The sequence below is a fragment of the Paracrocinitomix mangrovi genome (assembly GCF_019740355.2).
GTDB lineage: Bacteria > Bacteroidota > Bacteroidia > Flavobacteriales_D > Crocinitomicaceae > Paracrocinitomix > Paracrocinitomix mangrovi.
The window spans coordinates 205030-226500 of record NZ_CP091819.1 but is presented as its reverse complement, the minus strand read 5'-3'; the positions used below and the strand labels follow the sequence as shown (position 1 = coordinate 226500).

At 35.5% G+C, this 21471-nt stretch carries 17 protein-coding genes; 7 read left to right on the top strand and 10 right to left on the bottom strand.

What is annotated here, in order from left to right; translation table 11 throughout:
* Positions 1–3 precede the first annotated feature (3 nt).
* Positions 4–1395 carry an adenylate/guanylate cyclase domain-containing protein gene (locus K6119_RS00990; protein WP_221834424.1) on the bottom strand — a complete coding sequence of 464 codons (1392 nt, stop codon included), beginning with the start codon at positions 1393–1395 and terminating at the stop codon, positions 4–6.
* A 56-nt stretch (positions 1396–1451) separates the two neighbouring features.
* Positions 1452–2843, bottom strand: coding sequence for a dihydrolipoyl dehydrogenase (lpdA, locus tag K6119_RS00985; protein ID WP_221834425.1), 1392 nt, complete (start codon positions 2841–2843; stop codon positions 1452–1454).
* Positions 2844–2957: 114 nt separating this feature from the next.
* On the opposite strand from lpdA, the gene K6119_RS00980 reads away from it, so the two are divergent.
* From K6119_RS00980 to K6119_RS00970, 3 genes are read left to right on the top strand one after another with little or no spacing between them, the layout of a single operon-like run.
* The gene (locus tag K6119_RS00980) at positions 2958–3989 is read left to right on the top strand and encodes a hypothetical protein (protein ID WP_221834426.1); all 1032 of its coding nucleotides are present in this window, start codon (positions 2958–2960) and stop codon (positions 3987–3989) included.
* Positions 3990–3991: 2 nt separating this feature from the next.
* Positions 3992–5716: a M61 family metallopeptidase gene (locus K6119_RS00975; RefSeq protein WP_221834427.1), complete on the top strand. Its 1725-nt coding sequence runs from the start codon at positions 3992–3994 to the stop codon at positions 5714–5716.
* Between the two features lie 9 nt (positions 5717–5725).
* Positions 5726–6280 (top strand): hypothetical protein, encoded by a 555-nt coding sequence (locus K6119_RS00970; protein ID WP_221834428.1) that lies wholly within the window; start codon positions 5726–5728, stop codon positions 6278–6280.
* On the opposite strand, the gene K6119_RS00965 is transcribed toward K6119_RS00970, so the two are convergent.
* Positions 6281–6658: a RidA family protein gene (locus tag K6119_RS00965; protein WP_221834429.1), complete on the bottom strand. Its 378-nt coding sequence runs from the start codon at positions 6656–6658 to the stop codon at positions 6281–6283.
* Positions 6659–6695: 37 nt separating this feature from the next.
* Here K6119_RS00965 and K6119_RS00960 point away from each other — a divergent pair, with 37 nt between their 5' ends.
* Positions 6696–7265 carry an anthranilate synthase component II gene (locus K6119_RS00960; RefSeq protein WP_221834430.1) on the top strand — a complete coding sequence of 190 codons (570 nt, stop codon included), beginning with the start codon at positions 6696–6698 and terminating at the stop codon, positions 7263–7265.
* A gap of 268 nt (positions 7266–7533) precedes the next feature.
* Here K6119_RS00960 and K6119_RS00955 read toward each other — a convergent pair whose 3' ends face one another.
* The 7 genes from K6119_RS00955 to K6119_RS00925 form a co-directional block, all read right to left on the bottom strand.
* Entirely contained in the window at positions 7534–8529 is a 996-nt protein-coding gene (locus K6119_RS00955; RefSeq protein ID WP_221834431.1) for a lysozyme family protein, read from the bottom strand.
* Between the two features lie 127 nt (positions 8530–8656).
* Positions 8657–10696 carry a T9SS type A sorting domain-containing protein gene (locus tag K6119_RS00950; protein WP_221834432.1) on the bottom strand — a complete coding sequence of 680 codons (2040 nt, stop codon included), beginning with the start codon at positions 10694–10696 and terminating at the stop codon, positions 8657–8659.
* A 76-nt stretch (positions 10697–10772) separates the two neighbouring features.
* Positions 10773–11519, bottom strand: coding sequence for a glycosyltransferase family 2 protein (locus tag K6119_RS00945; protein ID WP_221834433.1), 747 nt, complete (start codon positions 11517–11519; stop codon positions 10773–10775).
* Positions 11519–12067: a WcaF family extracellular polysaccharide biosynthesis acetyltransferase gene (locus K6119_RS00940; protein WP_221834434.1), complete on the bottom strand. Its 549-nt coding sequence runs from the start codon at positions 12065–12067 to the stop codon at positions 11519–11521. The genes K6119_RS00945 and K6119_RS00940 overlap by 1 nt, the downstream gene beginning before the upstream one ends.
* A complete protein-coding gene (locus tag K6119_RS00935; RefSeq protein ID WP_221834435.1) occupies positions 12057–13211 on the bottom strand; it encodes a glycosyltransferase in 1155 nt (384 codons plus the stop codon). The genes K6119_RS00940 and K6119_RS00935 overlap by 11 nt, the downstream gene beginning before the upstream one ends.
* Positions 13201–15069: an asparagine synthase (glutamine-hydrolyzing) gene (gene asnB / locus K6119_RS00930; protein WP_221834436.1), complete on the bottom strand. Its 1869-nt coding sequence runs from the start codon at positions 15067–15069 to the stop codon at positions 13201–13203. The genes K6119_RS00935 and asnB overlap by 11 nt, the downstream gene beginning before the upstream one ends.
* Entirely contained in the window at positions 15069–16016 is a 948-nt protein-coding gene (locus tag K6119_RS00925) for an NAD-dependent epimerase/dehydratase family protein (RefSeq protein ID WP_221834437.1), read from the bottom strand. The genes asnB and K6119_RS00925 overlap by 1 nt, the downstream gene beginning before the upstream one ends.
* Positions 16017–16131: 115 nt before the next feature.
* Between K6119_RS00925 and K6119_RS00920 the strand changes: the two genes are divergently transcribed.
* Genes K6119_RS00920 through K6119_RS00910 form a run of 3 tightly spaced genes read left to right on the top strand, consistent with a single transcriptional unit; the run spans position 16132 to position 21465 of the window.
* Complete coding sequence (locus K6119_RS00920) at positions 16132–17553, top strand: MFS transporter (protein WP_221834438.1); 1422 nt, start codon at positions 16132–16134, stop codon at positions 17551–17553.
* Positions 17554–17612: 59 nt separating this feature from the next.
* Positions 17613–18563: an ROK family protein gene (locus K6119_RS00915; protein ID WP_221834439.1), complete on the top strand. Its 951-nt coding sequence runs from the start codon at positions 17613–17615 to the stop codon at positions 18561–18563.
* Between the two features lie 10 nt (positions 18564–18573).
* Positions 18574–21465, top strand: a complete 2892-nt coding sequence (locus tag K6119_RS00910; protein ID WP_221834440.1) for a GH92 family glycosyl hydrolase — start codon at positions 18574–18576, stop codon at positions 21463–21465.
* The last annotated feature ends 6 nt before the right edge of the window (positions 21466–21471 follow it).

Here is a 21471-nt window from a genome sequence, read left to right as displayed (position 1 = left end):
ATACTATTCACCTTCTTCCACAACCAGTTTCTGAATTCTATCAATTTGACTTTGCTTGTTTACTTCTCTCAATCTTCTAGAGGTAGCAGTGTAAAACTGATGCCCTGAAAGGAATTTAATTTGAAGCTTGTTCCATTCATTGATATCATTCATTACACCAATTGCTTCCAACTCTTTGTACAGTGCGTTAGAGGTAGGAATAAAATCAGTTCTTCCCAAATAATCCAAATCTGAATCACAGATAATTCTTTGTAAAAGCGTCTGAGGATTTGGAGGCATTTTGGTGGCCATTATAATATTACAAATCTCACTTATCTGCTCTTCAGAATAATTGTATTCTGTTAACCATTCTCTAGCAATTGTACATGAATGTTCTTCATGACCATTTGATTCAATGGTGTGCCCGGTATCATGGAACAATGCTGCTGTTTTAAGCAACAAAATTTGATGGTCAGAAACTCCTTCTCCATACCCGATTAATTCAGCTTGATTTACCACGTCAATGGTATGTGTATAATCGTGATAGAAAAGATGTCCCGGTAAATTTTTAATCAAGAAATCAATCACCTTTTCTTCAATATCATTGAATTCTTTAAGGTGATATTTTAGCGTAAAATCTGCGTTTGGTTTGATACCTTCTTTACGATCTTCTGAATAAATTCTTTTGATGCGTTTTAATTGATACAAGCCCATGTTTCCACGGTACTTTACAGGCAAGTCTCCTGTATATTCACAACTAAAGTATCCTTTAACAATTTCGTATGTGTAGTCTGATATTACTATTTCACCTGCTTCACATAATGAAGCTACTCTTGGTACAGTATTGATTACTTCACCGGTTAAATTGAATGTGGCTTTCTTTCTTCTACTCTTCTCCTCTTCCACCATTCCATTTCCGGAATGAATTCCAATCTTCACATTCCAAAACCCATCTCCTTCTGTAAACTTTGCAGCTTTTAACTCTTGCAAATACGCTTTCATCTTTAGCGCGGCCAGGCAGATATCAATAGGGTTTGTGCTTCTTTTCTCTGTAATTCCACCGGCGCAGATATAATCATCACCAATAGATTTGATGCGCTCTAATTTATGCTTATCAGCAATCTCATCAAACTTGATGTAAATTTCGTCAAGCAAGTCATATAGATCATCAGTAGATTCACCTTCTTGAATAGATTTAAATCCCCCAAAAGAGATATACATAACGGTAATCCCTTTCTTTTTAACAGAGGTTTTACCATTACCTGATTTCTTCTGAAGCTCTTTGATGTCACCTTCAAGCTCTCGAATAGTCTCAAGCAAAGACTCATTTTGCTGGGTTAATTCCTTAACCTGCTCATTGAGTCTTCGATTGGTTTTTAATATATCGTCTACTTGTAATTCGTCCTTCTCGGCCATAATCACTAATCTACTGATAACTAGTTAGCCACGAAGTTAACTGATTGAGCTCAATATTACAAATGAATTACTTCATCATATGCTGCAGCCGCCGCTTCCATCACTGCCTCAGACAATGTCGGATGTGGGTGAACAGTTTTGATTAACTCATGACCGGTAGTTTCTAACTTTCTGATTGCAACAATCTCCGCAATCATTTCAGTTACATTCATTCCAATCATGTGTCCTCCAAGTAACTCGCCATATTTAGCGTCAAAAATCAACTTAATAAATCCGTCATTTGCTCCAGAAGCAGATGCTTTTCCTGAAGCTGAGAATGGGAATTTACCAACTTTAATTTCGTATCCAGCTTCTTTTGCTTGAGCTTCTGTCATTCCTACAGATGCAACTTCAGGTGAACAATAAGTACATCCCGGGATGTTTCCGTAGTCTAACGGCTCAACATGCATTCCTGCAATTTTCTCAACGCAAATAATTCCTTCAGCCGAAGCAACGTGTGCCAAAGCAGGACCTGCTGTAATATCTCCAATAGCGTAATATCCTGGGATATTTGTTTGGTAATAATCATTTACCAATACTTTTCCTTTGTCTGTAGCGATTCCTACTTCTTCTAATCCAATTCCTTCAAGGTTGGTTTCAATACCAACGGCAGAAAGTACTATATCACACTCTAAAGTTTCTTCACCTTTTTTGGTTTTAACTTTTACTTTGCAATTCTTTCCTTTTGTATCTACAGATTCAACAGAAGAACCAACCATGATGTTAATTCCTTGTTTTTTGAATGATCTTTCTAATTGTTTTGATACTTCTTCATCCTCAACAGGAACAATTGTAGGCATGTACTCAACGATAGTCACATCTACACCCATTGATTTATAGAAATAAGCAAACTCAACTCCAATAGCTCCTGATCCAACAACTACCATTGATTTTGGCAATTTGTCTAAAACCAAAGCTTCACGGTATCCAATAATCTTTTTACCATCTTGTGGCAATGAAGGCAATACTCTTGAACGAGCTCCAGTAGCTAAAATAATTCCTTTAGATGCACTGTACTCTGTAGTTTTACCTTTATCATCAGTTACGTCAACTTTTTTACCAGGCTTTACTTTACCTGTTCCTGCCAAAACATCAATTTTATTTTTCTTCATTAAAAATTGAACACCCTTTGACATTTTATCGGCTACTCCTCTACTTCTTGTAACAATAGCTCCAAAATCTGCACTAGCATCTTTTACTTTAATACCATAGTCTTCTGCATGATTGATGTAATCAAATACATTGGCACTTTTCAATAAAGCCTTTGTAGGAATACATCCCCAATTCAAACAAATCCCTCCCAATTCTGCTTTTTCAACAACAGCTGTTTTTAAACCTAATTGTGAAGCTCTGATGGCAGCTACATATCCTCCAGGACCGCTACCTACTACAATAATATCGTATGACATAATGTTCTAATTTTTCTGAATTTAATTGATTTGCCTTTTGGCACACCGGGCACGAATTTAACTAATTCTCTATAATTTTTCGTTGACCATTGCTTTTATTTTAATTTTGAAAGCATGTTTAAAAAATCGACTTTTTATACGCTTCAATTATTGATATTCATCTTAGCCTTTGCTTCGTGTGGTATTAATAAAAAATACGGTAAACCCACAGGAATTAAGGTCGTCCCTGCTGAAAATGCTCAAATAAATTACGGACAAACATTTAAGTTGAAAGTAATTATGACTTTTGACACGGGTAAAGAACTTGATATCAGCAGTAAATCTGACGTTCAAATAGAAGTTGATGCACCACACACAAAATCCGGAACATCTGTCATTGTAGATGGTTATCCTCAAAATTTTGGAAGTGATTCGATATTCGTAAAAGCCATTTACGATAAAAAAGAACAACATTTTGAGACTAAAACAGCCATCCCATTTAATTATCAAGGAGATTTATTGATGAAATTTAACGGAGATAGCGGAAAAGAAGGAGAAGATGGAAGCAAAGGTGGAACTGCCTTATTTTTTAGACATGGAAAAGATGGTGATCCTGGAGCAAATGGTGAAAATGGCAATAACGGCCACGATCTTTCAATACACATCTACAAGGATGAATCAAATGGATATTACAAAATAAGAGTAATGGATGTATCAAGTGGACAACTTTATTACTACAGATATAAAAACCTTTCCTTCCCTATTAAAGTGTACTGTGACGGCGGCATTGGAGGAAATGGCGGTGATGGTGGCAACGGAGGAGATGGAAAAGATGGGGAGCAAAAAGACGACAAAACCAAAGAACCCGGAAACGGCGGAGATGGCGGTGCTGGAGGTAATGGAGGAAACGGAGGTAATGGAGGAAATCTTTATGTTTTTATCCATCCAAATGCAGCAGAAATTCAACAAAAAATATTTTTTCAAAACATAGGAGGAGCAGCAGGTGAAGCCGGAAATGGTGGTAAAGCAGGAGATGCAGGAAAACCATTAGAAGGTCAATCTACACCTGAAGATGGAACAGCCGGAGTTCCGGGATCTCCAGGAGCAATAGGTTCGGCAGGGAGTCCAATCCAAATTTCAGTAGAAGACTTTGATATCGATTTTTAATTATGAAATACACACTTTTTTATACAAATCCACAAACACAGTTCATTCCGATTGAGGCAACATTTGATGTTAAAAATGAAAAAGAAGTTGAGCTTCAATTTCCAGTTTGGAGACCGGGAAGATATGAACGAACAGATTTTGCAAAAAACATACACGGTTTTCATGTTTTAAATGATGCCGGAAAAAAAATTGAATTTGAAAAAACTTCAAAAGACACCTGGAAAATAGCATGCGACGATACCAAATCAATTAAAGTTTGTTACAAGTATTATGCGGCTGAGCTCAATGCTGGTTCTACTTTTATGGATGACACGCAATTGTATGTAAATCCTGTTAATTGTCTTGTCTATTTAAAAGATCAAATCAATGAATCATGTGAATTAACACTTGAAATTCCAGATAACTTTGAGATTGCGTGTGGTCAAACATTTGAAGAAAAAAAAGCTGTATTTACTAATTACCATCAACTGGTAGATTCACCATTTATAGCATCCGCTAGCATGGAACACTATAAGTTTGAATGTAAAGGCGTATTGTTTCACTTGTGGTTTCAAGGTAAAGTAAACATTGATGACAAGGTTATTGTAGACATAGAACAATACACTTCTTCACAAATAGAGAAATTTGATCAGTTCCCTGTTGATGAGTACCACTACCTATATCAAATTCTACCAATTAAGGCTTATCATGGAGTTGAACATCAAACGTCAACTGTAATAGCTTTAGGTCCTACATATGATTTAATGGGAAGTCTTTATGACGATTTTTTAGGAGTAAGTTCCCATGAATTGTATCACACATGGAACGTTAAAGCTTTGAGGCCTATTGAAATGTTTCCGTATGATTATTCAACTGAAAATTATAGCAAATTAGGATACGTAGCAGAGGGAGTTACCACCTATATGGGAGATTTGTTCTTAGCTGAAAGCGGAGTTAAAGATTGGGATTGGTATAAAGTAGAAGTTGAAAAACTGATGCAAACTCATTTTGACAATTTCGGTAGATTCAATTATTCGGTTGGTGAATCAAGTTTCGATACCTGGCTAGATGGCTACGTAAAAGGAATTCCGAACAGAAAAGTATCTATTTACAATGAAGGTGCCTTACTTGCAATGATATTGGACGCTAAAATTAGAACAGTAAGCAATAATAAAGCTTCAATGCATGATGTAATGAAAAGCTTGTATGAAAATTTTGCTTTACAGGGAAAAGGATATAGTGAAGAAGACTATAAAAAAACATTGGAAGAATTTGCCCAGGAAGACCTTACTTCATTCTTTGATAAATTTTACAATGGAACAGATTCTTATGAGTCAATTTTAACGGAAGCATTGCTTCTTTTTGGTCTTCAAATAAAATTACATCACAACAAGTCATATGCTGCTAGAATATTGGGCGCAATCACTTCTAAAGAACATAATAAAACGATTGTAAAACGAATATACCCCGGAGGATCAGCAGATTTAGCAGGAGTGATGCATGAAGACGAAATTGTTGCCGTGAACGGCTTTAAAGTGGATAATGACTTGGATAAATGGGTTGAATTCTTTCAAGATGATCAGTTAGAATTAACGGTTTCCAGAATGGGAAGAATTGTTCAGCTAACTGCTCCGCACACTAACAAAAGTTACTTTCCTATTTATAAATTAGAACCAGCAAAAGCACCTAGTAATTTACAAAAACGTATTTTTAAGAAATGGTGTGGAACAGATTGGGACGAAATTTAATTCTTGCAAATGAGCATTGAAAAAAAAGAAAAACTGACCGTTTTACAGAGAACCAGAAGACTGATATTGGGTAGAGAAAAACCCAATTTAGCAACGCGTATATCTGTAGGTATAGGTTTTCTTATTTGGGTGTACCATGTTTCTTGGCAATTATTGACTTTAATGGCCATTACTTTAATGGGATCTTTAAAACAAGAAGAGCTTATTAGAGGAGCATTTCAACGCGTAGGGAGTAAATTATACTATTACGAAAACACAATTGATAGATTAACCATTAACACCATTGTTTCACTTATTGCTTATGGTGTTTCATTATTGGGATTGATCTTGATATATAGAAAAAAGAAGATTGGATTCCTGGTTTACATACTAGGAAATGTATCAGTAATACTTTCTACATTGATCATCATGAAACTCAAGTATTTCCAAACTGAATGGAATTATACAGATCTGATTATGTTAGGAATCCCTACCCTATACTTTGGTTTTGGAGCTCTTTGGTTCTACAAGGTAAAAGCGAAAAAAGCTCCTGCAAAAGCGGCCAACAATTACGAAGAAGCTTAACTACTTCATGGCAATCATAGATATTTCCACATTTACATCTTTTGGTAATTGTGAAACTTCTACTGTTTCTCTTGCTGGGAAATCAGATTCAAAATAGGAAGCATACACTTCGTTTACCTCTGCAAAATCGTCCATTGTTGCTAAGAAAATAGAGGTTTTAACAACATTACTGAAGTTCATATTGGCAGCTGCTAAAACAGCTTTCAAATTTTGCATTACTTTATGCGTTTCTGTTTTAATATCATCTAAAATCAATTCACCCGATTGAGGATCAATAGCTATTTGACCTGATGTATACAACATATTCCCTGCTAAAACAGCTTGTGAATAAGGACCGATTGCACCGGGAGCGTCTTTTGTAGAAATTATCTGCTTCATTTGATTTACCTTTACCGGCGAAAATAATAAATGATTTGTGAAAATCCTGCTTGTTGATAATTATGATTCTTTCACCTACAATTTGGTCCACTATTTTGAAGGATTTGATTGTGATGTAGATGTTGTTAGAAATGACGAATTAAAAGGGATTGTAATAGATGAATATGATAAAATAGTTTTATCTCCAGGACCAGGACTCCCAAAAGAAGCAGCAGGAATGATGGAGATAATTGAAAACTGGGCAAATAAAAAGCCAATTCTTGGTGTTTGTTTAGGTTTTCAAGCTTTGGTAGAGCATTTTGGCGGAGATATTTACAACCAATCTATCGTAAAACACGGACAAGCTGAAAAATGCAATTTTGATACAACATCCAAACTATTTAAAGGATTACCTCAACAATTCAATATAGGATTATATCACAGCTGGGCTGCACTTAGAAACACATTACCGGATGAGTTTGTGATTACAGCAAATTCAGAAAATGATGTCATTATGGCTATAGAACACAAAAGCTTACCAATTTGTGGAGTTCAGTTTCATCCCGAATCTATTCTGACAGAAAATGGAAAAGAAATTATTGCCAATTTCATCCGCCATTTTAATTGACAATACGTACCTTTACGCTACAGGTCCAACCATCTATGTTATGAGTATGTGACCTTATTTTCACCTTTGGTGAAGAGCCCGTACAGCAGCATTTGGTTCTTAGTAATAATCAAATTAGGGTGATCTTAGCAACTTTGATGACAGGCCTCAAGTTCTGCATGCAGAATACACTTTTTAAGTGATAACAGTGGATCTCAGACCAGTTCGGTAGCCCTAATCGTGTAATTTTGAAGAATTCCACTTTCAAGTCTGTGCGGGATTTTTTTATTTAATAAGGATACGAGCACTCTTCCATTGATCTGCATTTAGCATGAATCAACTCATCAAGCGTTAAAATAGACGCCAAAGCTAACTGACTATAGTTTTGTGAAGAATTTCCAAAGTTACCGTATTCAGAATGCCAAATTTTATCAATTAAATGCATCCCTCCCGACTTTGGTTTCACCACATTTACAAGTAGCTTATCTACATTTCCTGCACCTGCATGATATAAATGCAAAACAGTCAATCTAAACCACAATTTGTATTCATCTTCTGCTTTGACATTGATTCCAAATTTTCTTAATATTCGTTTTGCTTCCGGTACACAAGCTGTTCTGATCAAATGTGCTGAACCGTATGCTGATTTGTCAAAATCTTTTCTTTCATCTACATATTTATTAACTACCAAACCATGATTTCTTGCAACAGTTTTCATTAATTGAAAAGGACCTAATGCACCTGCATTTGAATACGCTAATTTTCCTGGACTTTCTATCATCAAAATAGATTGTGCATACCAAGGATCTGTATCATTCTGAATAAAAACATCAATCCCCCTTGAAATACTTGGAAATACTTTATCAAATTGGAAAAAGTCACTTTTCCCGGTCGTCATAAAAATTCTGGTATCAGGAGCTAAACCATGTCTTTTGCGTAATGTATCTCTATAGGCTTCTTTTTCATCTTCAGTTTGCTTGTTCCAATCATCAATCCACTGAATCTCCAAAATTTCTCTGGTATCTCTCACATTTAAAATAGCAGAATCAGGAGGCATATTCATCACTACTCGCCAAAAATTAGGTTGAGGCAAAGTATCCCAACGCTCCTCATATAGATCAGGAGTTTTGACAAACTGCATCAATTCTCCAGTTTCTTCAATCTCAACTTCAATCAAATGATCATCAAACCTTGATTGTGTTCTTCCTAAATAATTAACTGCTAATAAAACAAAAAGTAAAGTATATCTAATCCTCATTACAAGTACGTAAACGTCAATTCCCATCCAAAGTTACGGATCAATATCCATGCCTTAAATAATATAAAAGATAATTTTCCTTAACCCTTTGTTAAAATTAAAAAGAGGAGCCCAATCTGAGCTCCTCTTTTTATTATTTATGACTAACAGTTTATTATTTAACTGTAAGCTTAGATACTTTTTGGTTACTTCCAACAATTGTTTGAACTGAATAAATTCCAGCTTCAAAAGTTTCTGTATTAACAGAGATGGTAGTTGAACCGGTTAGTGTTCCGTAGTTATTGTTGAACACCAATTTTCCATTCATATCAAAGATCTGAACGATTACTTCATCATTATCTAATCCATTGATATAGATAGCTGTGTTTTCGGTTGCAGGGTTAGGGTACATAGCAATATTGTTTTCTACACTAAACTCTGCGTTAGTCGCATACTGATATCCTTCATCAAGGAATCCGTGCAAAATAGCTTCATCAATTGTAGTTGCAGCAGCATTGTCAATATCTCCTGAAGGATTAATCAACATAGCTACAATGTGCATTTTACTTACATCCCAAGATGGATCAAGGGTTGTAGTAAAGTTTTTCACATAGATTTCTCCTGCATTCATTGTTGGGAATGTATTTGCTAATCCGTTAAATCCAGGAATAATTTCTCTTGCTACATGATCATAAACCATTTGTGAAGCAGGAACCGGATTTGGTAATAACTCATATCCACCCATTTCTCCGTTTGATCCACCAGCATATGCATTAGATTGCGCATAACCAGTTGTACCAGTAACACCATCTTCAGTTAAAGCAACTGCAATTTTCCAGTTTCCTGTCAATGTATTCAAGAATTCAGCTCCTACTGAAATTTTCAATTCGTTTGTTCCTGAATTGTATTCTGCACCATTGGTGATGTAAGCATTTGGAGCAGTAACGATTCTTTGAACGAAAGCAGCTTCCATTTCAGAAGGGTCGATATCATTTCCTCTATCTACCAATGCAGCAGGGTATCCAGCAATTAATCCACCAATACCTGCATCATAATCAGTAACTACCATTGGGTCACCGTTGTGAACTGCAATACCTTCCCAGAACTGTCCGTAGGTATCTTCCATGTAATCCATGAAAACAGCACCTCTTGGACACCATTGGCACCAAGTACCTGTACCTTCTTCTCCAACTACCATTTTACCAGCAGCAGGAACAACAGGATCAATTACTAAAGTTTTAGAATCATCAGCAGGATTATCATCAGCTCCTCCTCCATTTACATTTGAAACAGTAGCAACGATATTGTTAGCTCCTCCTATCAAAGTCAAAGTATTAGTGAAGTCAACAGTATAAGTTGCTAAAGAAGCAACATTAACACCTGTAATATTCTCTGTAATAGTGTTACCATTGTAAGCAACTTCTAAATCAAATGAAGTAATAGCAGTTGTTCCTAAGTTTTTAATAGTAACTGTTGGTGTAATGTTTGATCCTGCAACACCACCAATATTTTCAATAAAGTAAGCAGAAGCATTTGTTCCTGCCGGTGTATAAGCAGTATGCGTGTAGTTAAAATCATCTACATAATAACTAGCATTGTTATTACCACCATTTGAAGCATTTACAGGAAATAAATCGATAGATGCTACTTGATTGTTAGCAGCCTGGAAAATTCCGATTGACGTACCGTCCATAGAGATATCCCAGCTATTTGTATTTAAATCAACATCTACTTCTAAATTAAACCACTGATTTTGTGGATATGAAGTTGAAGCCCATAAAGTTGCTCCATCATCAAAATAGATAGTTCCGTTGTTATGCATTTGACAGTTAAATGTCCAAAGTTGTCCAACAGTAGTATTTCCTTGAAAGTTAAAGTAAGCTCCGTTTGCAGGATCTACAAAAAAGTTTGCACTCCAAACAAAGTGTCCAGTTGTGTGTTGTCCACCAAAAGGAACAATAACGTCTTGAGGTCCTCCATTTGCACTGGAAGTTTGAAAATAAATGGATTTTGTTCCACTAGCAGCTTGTGCATCTGTTACTTGAGTGTCTTCTGCACCACCTGTAGTTCCGCTCCATGTTGTCCATCCAGCAGAGTTGGTACCCATGTATGACCCGACAGTATAACTCTCGAAGTCTTCAGACATGGATTGTGCATTTGCACTTCCTACAACAGCCATAGAAAGCAAAGCGCCTAAATAGTATCTTTTCTTCATAGTATATTTTTTAATATCCTAAAGATAAAAAAGTTAAAGTACTGTGAAATAAGAATACCTTATAATAATTGAATTCCTAACGCTTGAAAAACTGCCCAATTTTAGAAATTGGTTTTCGAATAAAGGTGAGTGGAGAAGGTTTTAAACCATTCATCTTCCAGGCCATACGGTCTTCTTTGTTGGCCTTAAGTCTGTTTTTTAAGGAAGCATTACTTTGACCACCAATGCGCATTTTTACAATTACCTCATTTAGATATGCAAGGTTTATCTTGTTTTTATGAATAAACCTAAGCATTAGTTCATAATCAGCTGCAGATCTAAGGTTAAGTGAGTAGGATCCGTATTTTTCGTAATATTTTTTACGAACGAAAAATGTAGGGTGCGGTGGCATCCAACCCTTTTTAAATGATCCTTCAATATAATTACCGGATATCCACGTTCGCCTCACTTTATTTAGATCATTTTGATCCACATATACAAGATTGGCATAAACACCATCAATTGCATCTTCAAATTTAGCTAACACATTTTTTAGCACCTCATTATTGGTATACAAATCGTCTGAATTGAGAATTCCAATGACATCTCCTGTTGCCATAGCTACTCCTTTATTCATTCCATCATAGATACCTTTATCAGCTTCGCTAACAAATTGATGTATTTTATCTCCGTAAGATTCAACTATTTCCACAGTACCATCAGTACTGCCACCGTCAACAATGATGTATTCTAATTCAACATCTTTTTGATGAACGACAGATTCAATGGTGTCTTTTATAGTATCTGCTGAGTTGTATGAAACTGTTACAATGGATATCTTCATTATTCCTCAATAACTCTTTCCCTAACTATTTGTGCAGGATTTCCCTGATAGATTTTATACGCCTCTAAATCTTTATTAGCCACTGATCCTGCCGATAATACTGCATGTGAAAAACAAGTAACACCTCCTGAAACAACACTTTTGGCTCCTATCCAAACTCCTTCTTCCAAAGTGATATCTCCTACCATCAAATCAAAAGTTGATTTTTTGTAATTGTGATTCCCACACAACAAAAGTGCTCCTTGTGAAATACAGCAATGTGGTCCAATTTTTACTTTTCCTAGATTATCAATCCACACTCCCTCTCCTATCCAGCTATGGTCACCAATTTCTAAAAACCAAGGATACTTTACATTGACACGTTGTTTAATTACAACACCTTTGCCAATTTTAGCTCCAAACATGCGCAAAACGAACTTTTTTAATCCTCCAAAGGGATTGTATTTATTCAGTAAAAACCAATTATTGAAACAATACCATAAGGCGCGCTTTACCTTACCTCCCGGCTTATACCAGTCATTATTGAATTTTGATAAATCAGTTGGCATTTTTAAATAATTGACGATTAGCTTCAATGATATCGTTGTCTAAAATAACATCTTTAAAATAATTATAGGAAGCGGTAACCATTGTGGTATAAGAAGCAAAATCTAAATCAACTGCTTCTTGAACAGCTCCTATCAAATTATCAAAGTTCTTTAAATCTACATCCCATCCAAGCCCTTGAATATTGAGGTTTTTCCATGGTGTATTACGCGAGATTATTACAGGACATCCATGTGCCCATGCCTCAACTATTGCATGCCCATAATTCTCATGTTTTGTAGGTAAAATAAGGTAATTGGCGTTTTTGTAGATTTCTGTTAATTCTGTTGGTTTGGCAACTCCTTTGTATTCAATTTTAATTTTTTCAGTATCAATCAATTCACTTTCATGCTTCTCCCAATACTCTGGCTCCTCAATATTTCCGTAAATATGGAATTCAACCGGATTTTCTGAAGCTACTTGCTTTACTGCTTGTATAGCCAAATGAAGATTTTTAATAATTGAGATTCTACTGATATATACTATTCTTACTTTTCCCGGTTTTCTGTTGTTCAAAATTTCTTTTAGCTCCAGCTTGGTGCTAATAGGAATATTTTGAGCTATTTTAATTTTAGACTTTGATCCGAACTTCTTTCTGATGTCAGCAGCTTCCACATCAGTAGATGCATGCCAAGTGACTTTACCATAGAAACCAACTAATTTGGCAATATTGATAAAGGTAGATTTCTTTCCTTTTTTTATTTCCAAAGATTCAAACCCCAGCATTCCTCTTGGTGCTAAAACAACTGAGATTCCATTTCTTCTTGCCGTCATCAAAGGAAACAAAGTAAACTTCTTTGAAAACAGGCTGTTCAGGTAAAGTATATCCGGCGCAATTTCAAGAATATTTCTCCTGATTGCCAATCGATTTAATAAGTCTTTATCTAAATACTTAATGAATACTCCATCATTGTCAAACCACTCATTGATTTTCACGGTATCATAAGGCGTGTCTTCACCTAAATCAAAGGCAGATGTAAGAATGTAAAACTCAAAATCATCCTTCATGGCGTTAACCATGTTGGCCACAGATCTAATTGGTCCACCAGCCTTAAAACCTGGCTCATACCAATCAATACATACTAATATGCGTTTTCTACCTGACATTATTTGATTTCATCCATTCACCCAGAACTACCAAAGGCCAAATTCTTGACCAACTTACCCTTTTATTTCCAGACAAAAACTTATTCCATAATTTATCCAACTCAGCTGCATTGATCACCTTTAGATGCTTCAATTCATTTAATCTCTCTTCACAATATGACTTTAATTCATTTTTCATCCAAATTTCATAAGGCAAAACAAAGCCCATCTTTGGTCGGTCATAAATTTCTTTTGGTAACATCCCTTCAAAGCTATCCACTAACAACTTTTTAGGTGATACGGGCCTCTTATATTTATCTGGAATTGCTAAAACATATTCTACAAATTCGTGATCTAAAAAAGGTACACGCAATTCCAGTCCATGAGCCATACTCATTTGATCTGCATCTCTTAGCAAGACATTTTGCATGTAGGTTGATATCTCTGCCACAGAAGTTCTTGATAAAGACGGTAAAGACCAACCAGGTTTTCCGTAACCCACCAATTCATGCGCAATGTTCAATACTTGATTTCGCGGCAATTTTGGAACATTTAATAGTTTATCTATCTGCTCATCCATCAAAGTTTGACGATAAAACTGATAGATATATTCCATATCAAAAAGCTCTTGTTTCATCACGGCTTTCACCTTTGATGAAGCGACATCTGCTTTAATTTTATCATACAATGTAGCAAAAGGTCTTCTGGCAAATACAGGAAAACTCTTCAACCACATTTTTTGCTGTAGTTTAGTGATTTGATTGAAGATGCTATAACCTCCAAAAAGCTCGTCTCCTCCCAAACCGGTTAAGGCCATCTTAATCCCTTGTTCTCTTGTATATTTTGATACTACATATGTATTAGGTCCGTCCCCAGAAGGATGATCCATAAAAGAGAGCGCATCAGGAATTAATTCTTTAAAGGTATTTACACTCAGCTCTATTTCATGATGATTCGTATTAAACTTATCAGCAATGGTTTTGGCATATTCCCTCTCACTAAATTCATTTTCCTTAAAAACCACCGAAAAAGTATCAACTTTTTGACTGTGTGTTTCGGACATTAGCCCAACAATAATTGAACTGTCAATTCCACCTGATAAAAAGGCTCCAAAAGGCACATCACTTACCAATCTGTCTGCTACACTTTTGGTGAGTTTTTGCTTGACATTTGCATGAACCTCTGAGAGTTCTTCTTTTTGTCTTACAGTTTTATCAGTTAATGACCAATAGGTTTCAAACTTTGCTCCTTCTTCCTCAGTAATAAACAACTGTTGACCCGGCATTAACATAAAAACTCCTTCAACCAATGTGTAAGGAGCATGCACTGTTTGATAGCGCAAATAATCCACCAGAGCATCTTGATTTATTCTTCGATCTAAATAATCTGAAGCCAGTACAGCTTTAAGTGAAGAAGAAAAAACCATTAATTCTGATGTCAATAAGTAATACAATGGCTTTATTCCTAATCTGTCTCTAGCAATAAACAGTGTACGTTCAAGCTTATCCCAAATAGCAAAAGCAAACATTCCATTAAAATTTGAAACGCATTGTTTACCCCATTTAGCATAAGCGGCTAAAATTACTTCGGTATCAGAATCAGTGACAAAATTGTAATTATCTATTGAAGAACGAATTTCCTTATAATTATAAATCTCCCCATTAAACACAAGAACATATCTCTCATTTTCGAATGGTTGATTAGAACGTTCTTCAACATCAATAATTGATAATCTTCTGTGGCCTAACTGAATGAACTCATCAGTATAGATCCCTTCTGCATCAGGTCCTCTATGAATAATCACCTGATTCATTTTTTGAATCAAGCCTTCATCATTAACGGCTTTTCCGAACTTATAAATTCCGTTTATTCCACACATTAGCCCAATCCCATCAAATTCATAAATTCCTTGTTCTCTAGCATTCTTCTTATCCCTTCTTCCAGTGGAATTAAATCCCTGCCTAAAATCTCTTTCATCTTAGAGTTGTCGGGTTGTCTTCTAGTCATATCACCATCTTGTAAAGGCGGTAAAAAAACAATTTCAGATTTACTATTGGTGATTTCAATAATGAGTTTAGCCAAATCAAGGATACTAATAATCTCAGCACCACCTATATTTACGACATCATTCACACAATGATCTTCATTGAGCGCTTTTACAGTAGCTTCTATGTTATCATCTACATAGCAAAAAGTTCTGCTTTGACTTCCATCCCCATAAATAGTAATAGGTTCGTTCTTTAATGCATAAACCAAAAATTTACTGATAACAAAATCAGTTGTTTGATGCGGACCATAGGTATTAAAAAACCTAAAAACTGTATAATCAAGATTATATTCTTGTTGAAAAGATCTGCAATAAGCTTCTCCAACATTTTTTACAACTGCGTAAGGAACGCGAGAATTTAAAGGTGTTGTTTCCTCATTTTGAGGAATCGTAACAGGTTCTCCATAAACCTCTGAGCTACTCGAATAAAAGAATCTTTTAACCCCAGTGTTTTTGGATAATTGAAGCATATTTTTAATCCCTTCAATGTCTTCCAATACTTTTATTGGGTTTTCTTGAGTTCGTTCTACGCCAACTACCGCAGCATAGTGAAATACAAAATCGAATTGATTGGCCAACATAATATCAGTCATTTCACTTCGATTATTTGTATCCGCTTTTATGAATTTGAGATTATCAAATCCCTTTGGCAACTTTTTAATATCACCTGTAGAAAGATTATCAACAACCGTCACAATAGTTTCTGGTTCTTGCAGTAATCTTTTTGCCAGCGCACTTCCGATATTACCGGCTCCTCCTGTTAATAGTATTTTTCTCATGTTTATTACAAGGTAAAGTTAACACTTAATCGGGAATTCTGAATTGGTTTTACGGCTGAATCAACTTATCATTTGTTATGCTATATTTATCGACAATAACTGAAGACTCATAAGCTTGTCGGGAACAGAAAATAAACATAGAATTTCATTCATTACCCTAACGATCATATTTTTCATGTGGGGTTTCATTACAGTAATGAATGATGTACTGATCAATACTTTTGGTCCTTTATTTAATTTATCTACTACTCAATTATCTTACATTCAACTGTCATTTTTCGGAACATTTTTAATTGTTTCACTTATCTATTTCTTGATATCAACAATTAGTGGAAAAGATCCTATTAATAAAATAGGTTATAAAACCGGAATGGGAATCAGCTTATTAATCTGTGCATTGGGATGTGGCACATTTTATTTTGCAGGACTGAATAACTCATATGGACAATTTATCATCTCATTGTTTGTGCTATCAATAGGCGTAACATTATTACAAATTTGTGCCAATCCATACGCTACTATTCTAGGACCTGAAAAAACTGCTTCAAGCAGACTTAATCTGGCTCAAGGATTAAATTCATTGGGTACAACAATAGGTCCAATTGTAGGAAACATTTTAATTTATTCAGTATTCTCTGACGGTAGTAAATCTGTATCCTCAGTTGGATATACCTACATGCTTTATGGAGTTGTATTCCTGGTGATGGCCATTGTAGTATTCATGAGCAAGTTCCCTCCTTTTAAAAATGAAACAAGTATATCAGGTGGTTTGGAGATTTTTAAGAACCGAAATCTGGTATTTGGTATTGTTGCCATTTTCTTTTATGTAGGTGCTGAAGTTGCTGTAGGAAGCTGGATTGGAAGATTTTCAAAAGAAGAACATATAATGGGCTTGGACGAGCAATCTGCCAATTATTTTCTTTCATTCTTTTGGGGAGGATTGATGATAGGTAGATTAGTTGGAAGCGTTGCTATGAACCAATCTTATAACGGAATTAAAAAATATCTCAAAATGACTTTGATTTCATTGGCCATATTCAGTGTTATTTGGTTGGCCAATGGACTTAAGGTAGACAAATATGGTATTGCATGGGTGCCGTTATCATTTAATGAGATCAAAATTTATCTCCTTTTCATGACAATCAACCTTTTTGCATTTGGAATTGGAAAAGGAAAACCAGCTAGATTGATTGCCGTATTTTCAATAATAAATTGCATCTTGATTATTATTGGAATAATAAGTGAAGGGGCTTTGGCATTTTGGGCAATTTTAGGTACTGGTTTATTCTTTTCAATAGGATGGTCAAATATATTTGCCCTAAGCATCAAGAACCTTGGGAAATATACAAGTCAGGGTTCATCATTACTGGTTATGGCCATTTTTGGAGGAGCCATTATTCCGTTAATCCAAGGAAAAATAGCCGAAGAATTTAGTATCCAACTATCCTTTATAGTTCCATTGATGGCAATTTTATATCTAATCTTCTTTGGAATATCAGGATATAAGCCAAATTCAGCCAAAAAAGACAACCATTAATCGCCGTAAATTGCTACATTTGTCTACTCACTTTTTAATATAGCAGCAAACTTACTATTATGAGCTATTTCCTTGGAATTGATATCGGTGGAACAAATGTTGATTTTGGAGTTGTAAATTCAAGCGGAGAAATCCTATTTGAAAGCACTTTACAAACTTCAGATTTTACAACAGCCGAAGAATTAGCAGCTACTATCAATATGGCTGTTAAAAGCAATTTCAAAGATAAATTGTCTGCTATTGGTATTGGTGCACCAAGTGTGAACAGAGAAACAGAAGAAATTGAATATGCCCCTAACCTTAACTGGGGTGAGATTATCCCAATCAAAACGATTTTTGAAGAACAATTTGAATTACCTGTGAGTGTTGAAAACGACGCAAATGCATATGCAAAAGGAATTCAAGTGTTTGGAGAAGGTAAAGACCTGAACAATTTTGCAGTAGTAACGCTAGGTACCGGAGTTGGTCTAGGCAGTGTTATCAATAGCGCAGTTGTTAGTGGTAATAATGGATTAGCAGGTGAATTGGGACACATGGTTGTTCACAGAGAAGGAAGAGAATGTAATTGTGGAAATTTAGGATGTTTGGAAGCATACGTTGGCGCAGAGGGAATTGTAACAACAGCTAAAGAAAAACTTGAGTTCAGTTCAGGAGGTTCTGCCTTAAACGCCATCCAGCCTAGTGATTTAAGTCCACTTGAAATATTCAATGCTGCCAGAAAAGATGATCCTGTTTCGCTTGAAGTAGTTGATTCTGTTTGTCATGACTTAGGTTTTGCTTTATCAGGATTAATCAACCTGATGGACATTGAAAATATCTTTTTAACCGGTGGAATCACTCATGCCGGAAACATCTTGAGACGCAAAACTGAAAAGCACTTGAAAAACTTTGTTTTACCTAACTTAAGAAACAAGGTAAACTTGAGAATTACATCTTTGAACCAAACCGGGGGAGGAATTTTGGGAGCTGTAGCCATCATCAAAGATTTTACTCCTGCCGCAGTTAGCTAAAAACTGTAATATGAAGTCCATAATCATTGTATTGCTTTGCATTACATTTAGTGTATCAGCACAAACTGATTATGCTAAATTGGTCAATCCGTTTATAGGCACAGGCGGTCATGGACATACTTATCCCGGTGTAGCAGTTCCTTTTGGTATGATGCAACTATCTCCGGATTCAAGATTAGCCGGTTGGGATGGTTGTAGCGGTTATCATTACAGTGACGATTATATATATGGGTTCAGCCACACCCACCTCAGTGGTACTGGTGTTTCAGATTATGGTGATTTGCTCATTTTTCCTTTTACCGGTGATAACAAATGGAATAATTCTTATAGAAAAGAAAAAGACAAAGGATATGGTTCTAAATTTTCACATGAAGATGAAGAGGCCCATGCAGGATATTATCGAGTAAGATTAGAGGATTTAGACATTAACTGTGAATTCACTACAACTACTAGATGTGGATATCACAAATATTTTTATCCTGAAAATACCAACAGAAAAATCATCATTGACCTTGAACACCGAGATAAGATGATTGATTCTGATCTTATGTTTTTGAATGATTCAACTGTTGTAGGTAAAAGAATTTCAGATAACTGGGCAACAGAACAACATTTTTACTTCGCAATTAAATTCTCAGAAATTCCTAAGGAGAGATATTTTAAGAAGAATGATAAAAACATGTCCTCAAAGCTGATATTGGAGTTTGGGGACGACTTTAAAGTGCTTGGAATAAAGGTAGGTATGTCTGCTGTAGATATAAATGGAGCTGTAAAAAATCTAAATACAGAAATGCCTCATTGGGATTTTGCTACCTATCAGAAAGCAAATGAAGACATGTGGAACAAAGAACTAGGTAAAATTCATGCGCAAGACAAAGACCAGGACAAATTAACGATCTTCTACACATCTTTATACCATACTTATTTATGTCCAAATGTATTTTCAGATGTAGATGGAAGGTTCAGAGGTATGGACATGCAGATTCATCAATCAAATGATCACGTTCAATATACCGTTTTCTCATTATGGGACACTTTCAGAGCTACTCACCCGCTCTATACCATCACTCAAAGAAAAAGATCTGTTGACTTTATAAAAACCATGCTTTCTCAATATCATCAAGGTGGTATTTTACCTATTTGGGAATTGTCTGCCAATTACACAGGATGTATGATAGGAAATCACTCAATTCCGGTAATAGTTGATGCCTACAATAAAGGAATTAGAGACTTTGATCAATATGATGCGCTTAAAGCCATGGTTCATTCTGCTGACCAAGACCGATTAGGTCTGGAACACTATAAAAAACAAGGGTTTATAAGCTCAGAAAATGAATCTGAAAGCGTTTCAAAAACGCTTGAATACGCATATGATGACTGGTGTATTGCCATTTTTGCGGATTCTTTACACGATCATAAAATTGCAGACCGATTTTACGAAAGAAGTCAGTTTTACAAGAATTTATACAATCCAAAAACGGCTTTCATGCAGCCAAGATTCAATGGCGGATGGAAAAACAATTTTAAACCTAACGAAGTTAATTTTGATTATACTGAGGCAAACTCCTGGCAATACAGTTTATTCGTTCCGCATGATATTCTTGGATTAATTCAATTGATGGGAGGAAAAGATCGTTTTGAAGCCTGGTTGGATGAACTTTTCACTACTTCATCTGAAACTATAGGTAGATCACAAGTAGACATTACTGGAATGATAGGTCAATATGCTCATGGAAATGAACCTAGTCATCACATGGCCTACCTATACAACTTTACTAACCATCAGTGGAAGACACAGAAGTATGTCAATCAAATAATGACTACTCTATACCACAATGATCCCGACGGTTTGAGCGGAAATGAGGATTGTGGTCAAATGTCTGCATGGTACGCATTCAGTGCAATGGGAATATATCCGATAACTCCTGGAACAGACCAATATGCACTAGGTACTCCCCACCTATCGTCATTTAGCTTAAAACTTGAAAACGGAAATACATTCAACATTAAAACTGAAAATTTCAGCAATGAAAATATCTATGTAATTGATGTAAAATTGAACAATAAACATTTGGCAAGAAACTTTATCCACCATCATGAAATTATGGATGGCGGCGAATTGGTATTTGTGATGTCAGATCAACCCGGTATTTTTGACGGTGGTGTTCCTTATTTGAGAGTAAAAGATGCTCCTTTAATGTCTGCTCCGTACTTTGATAATGCCGAAAAAGTATTTGTAAAGAAGAAAAAGGTAGCCATTAAAAGTGCAGAACCTGTTGTCGCTATAAGATACACCACAGATGGCGAAATCCCTACTGAAAACAGCCTGATCTATTCCAAACCAATTAAAATTAAAGAATCTACCAATTTTATTGCTAAATCTTTTGGAGCTGAGTCTGTAAGTTATCCTGTTTATGCTACTTTCTTTAAAGCCAATTCTAAGTGGAGAATTAAACTAAATACTAATTATCTAAATCAATATTCAGGAGGATCAAAAAGGGCTTTGATCGATCAAATAAGAGGAAACTCAGATTTTAGAACAGGATCTTGGCAAGGATACTACGGAAACGACTTAAATGTTGAACTAGATTTTAGAAAGAAAAAAGAGATCAATAGTATTCACCTAAGTGTATTACAGGATGTAAAATCATGGATTTGGTTTCCTAAAGAAGTACAATTCTATATCTCTAAAAACGGTAAAAAGTGGGTTTTACTCAAAACGGTCAAAAACTATGAGTCACCTACCAAATATGGAACATTCTTACAAGAAATAGGGTTCGATCAGGCTTTTGAAACACGTTATCTTAAAATTGTAGCAAAGAATTATGGTAAGTGTCCTGATTGGCATCCGGGTAAAGGAAATCCCGCTTATATTTTTGCAGACGAAATCATCATCAAATAAACTGCA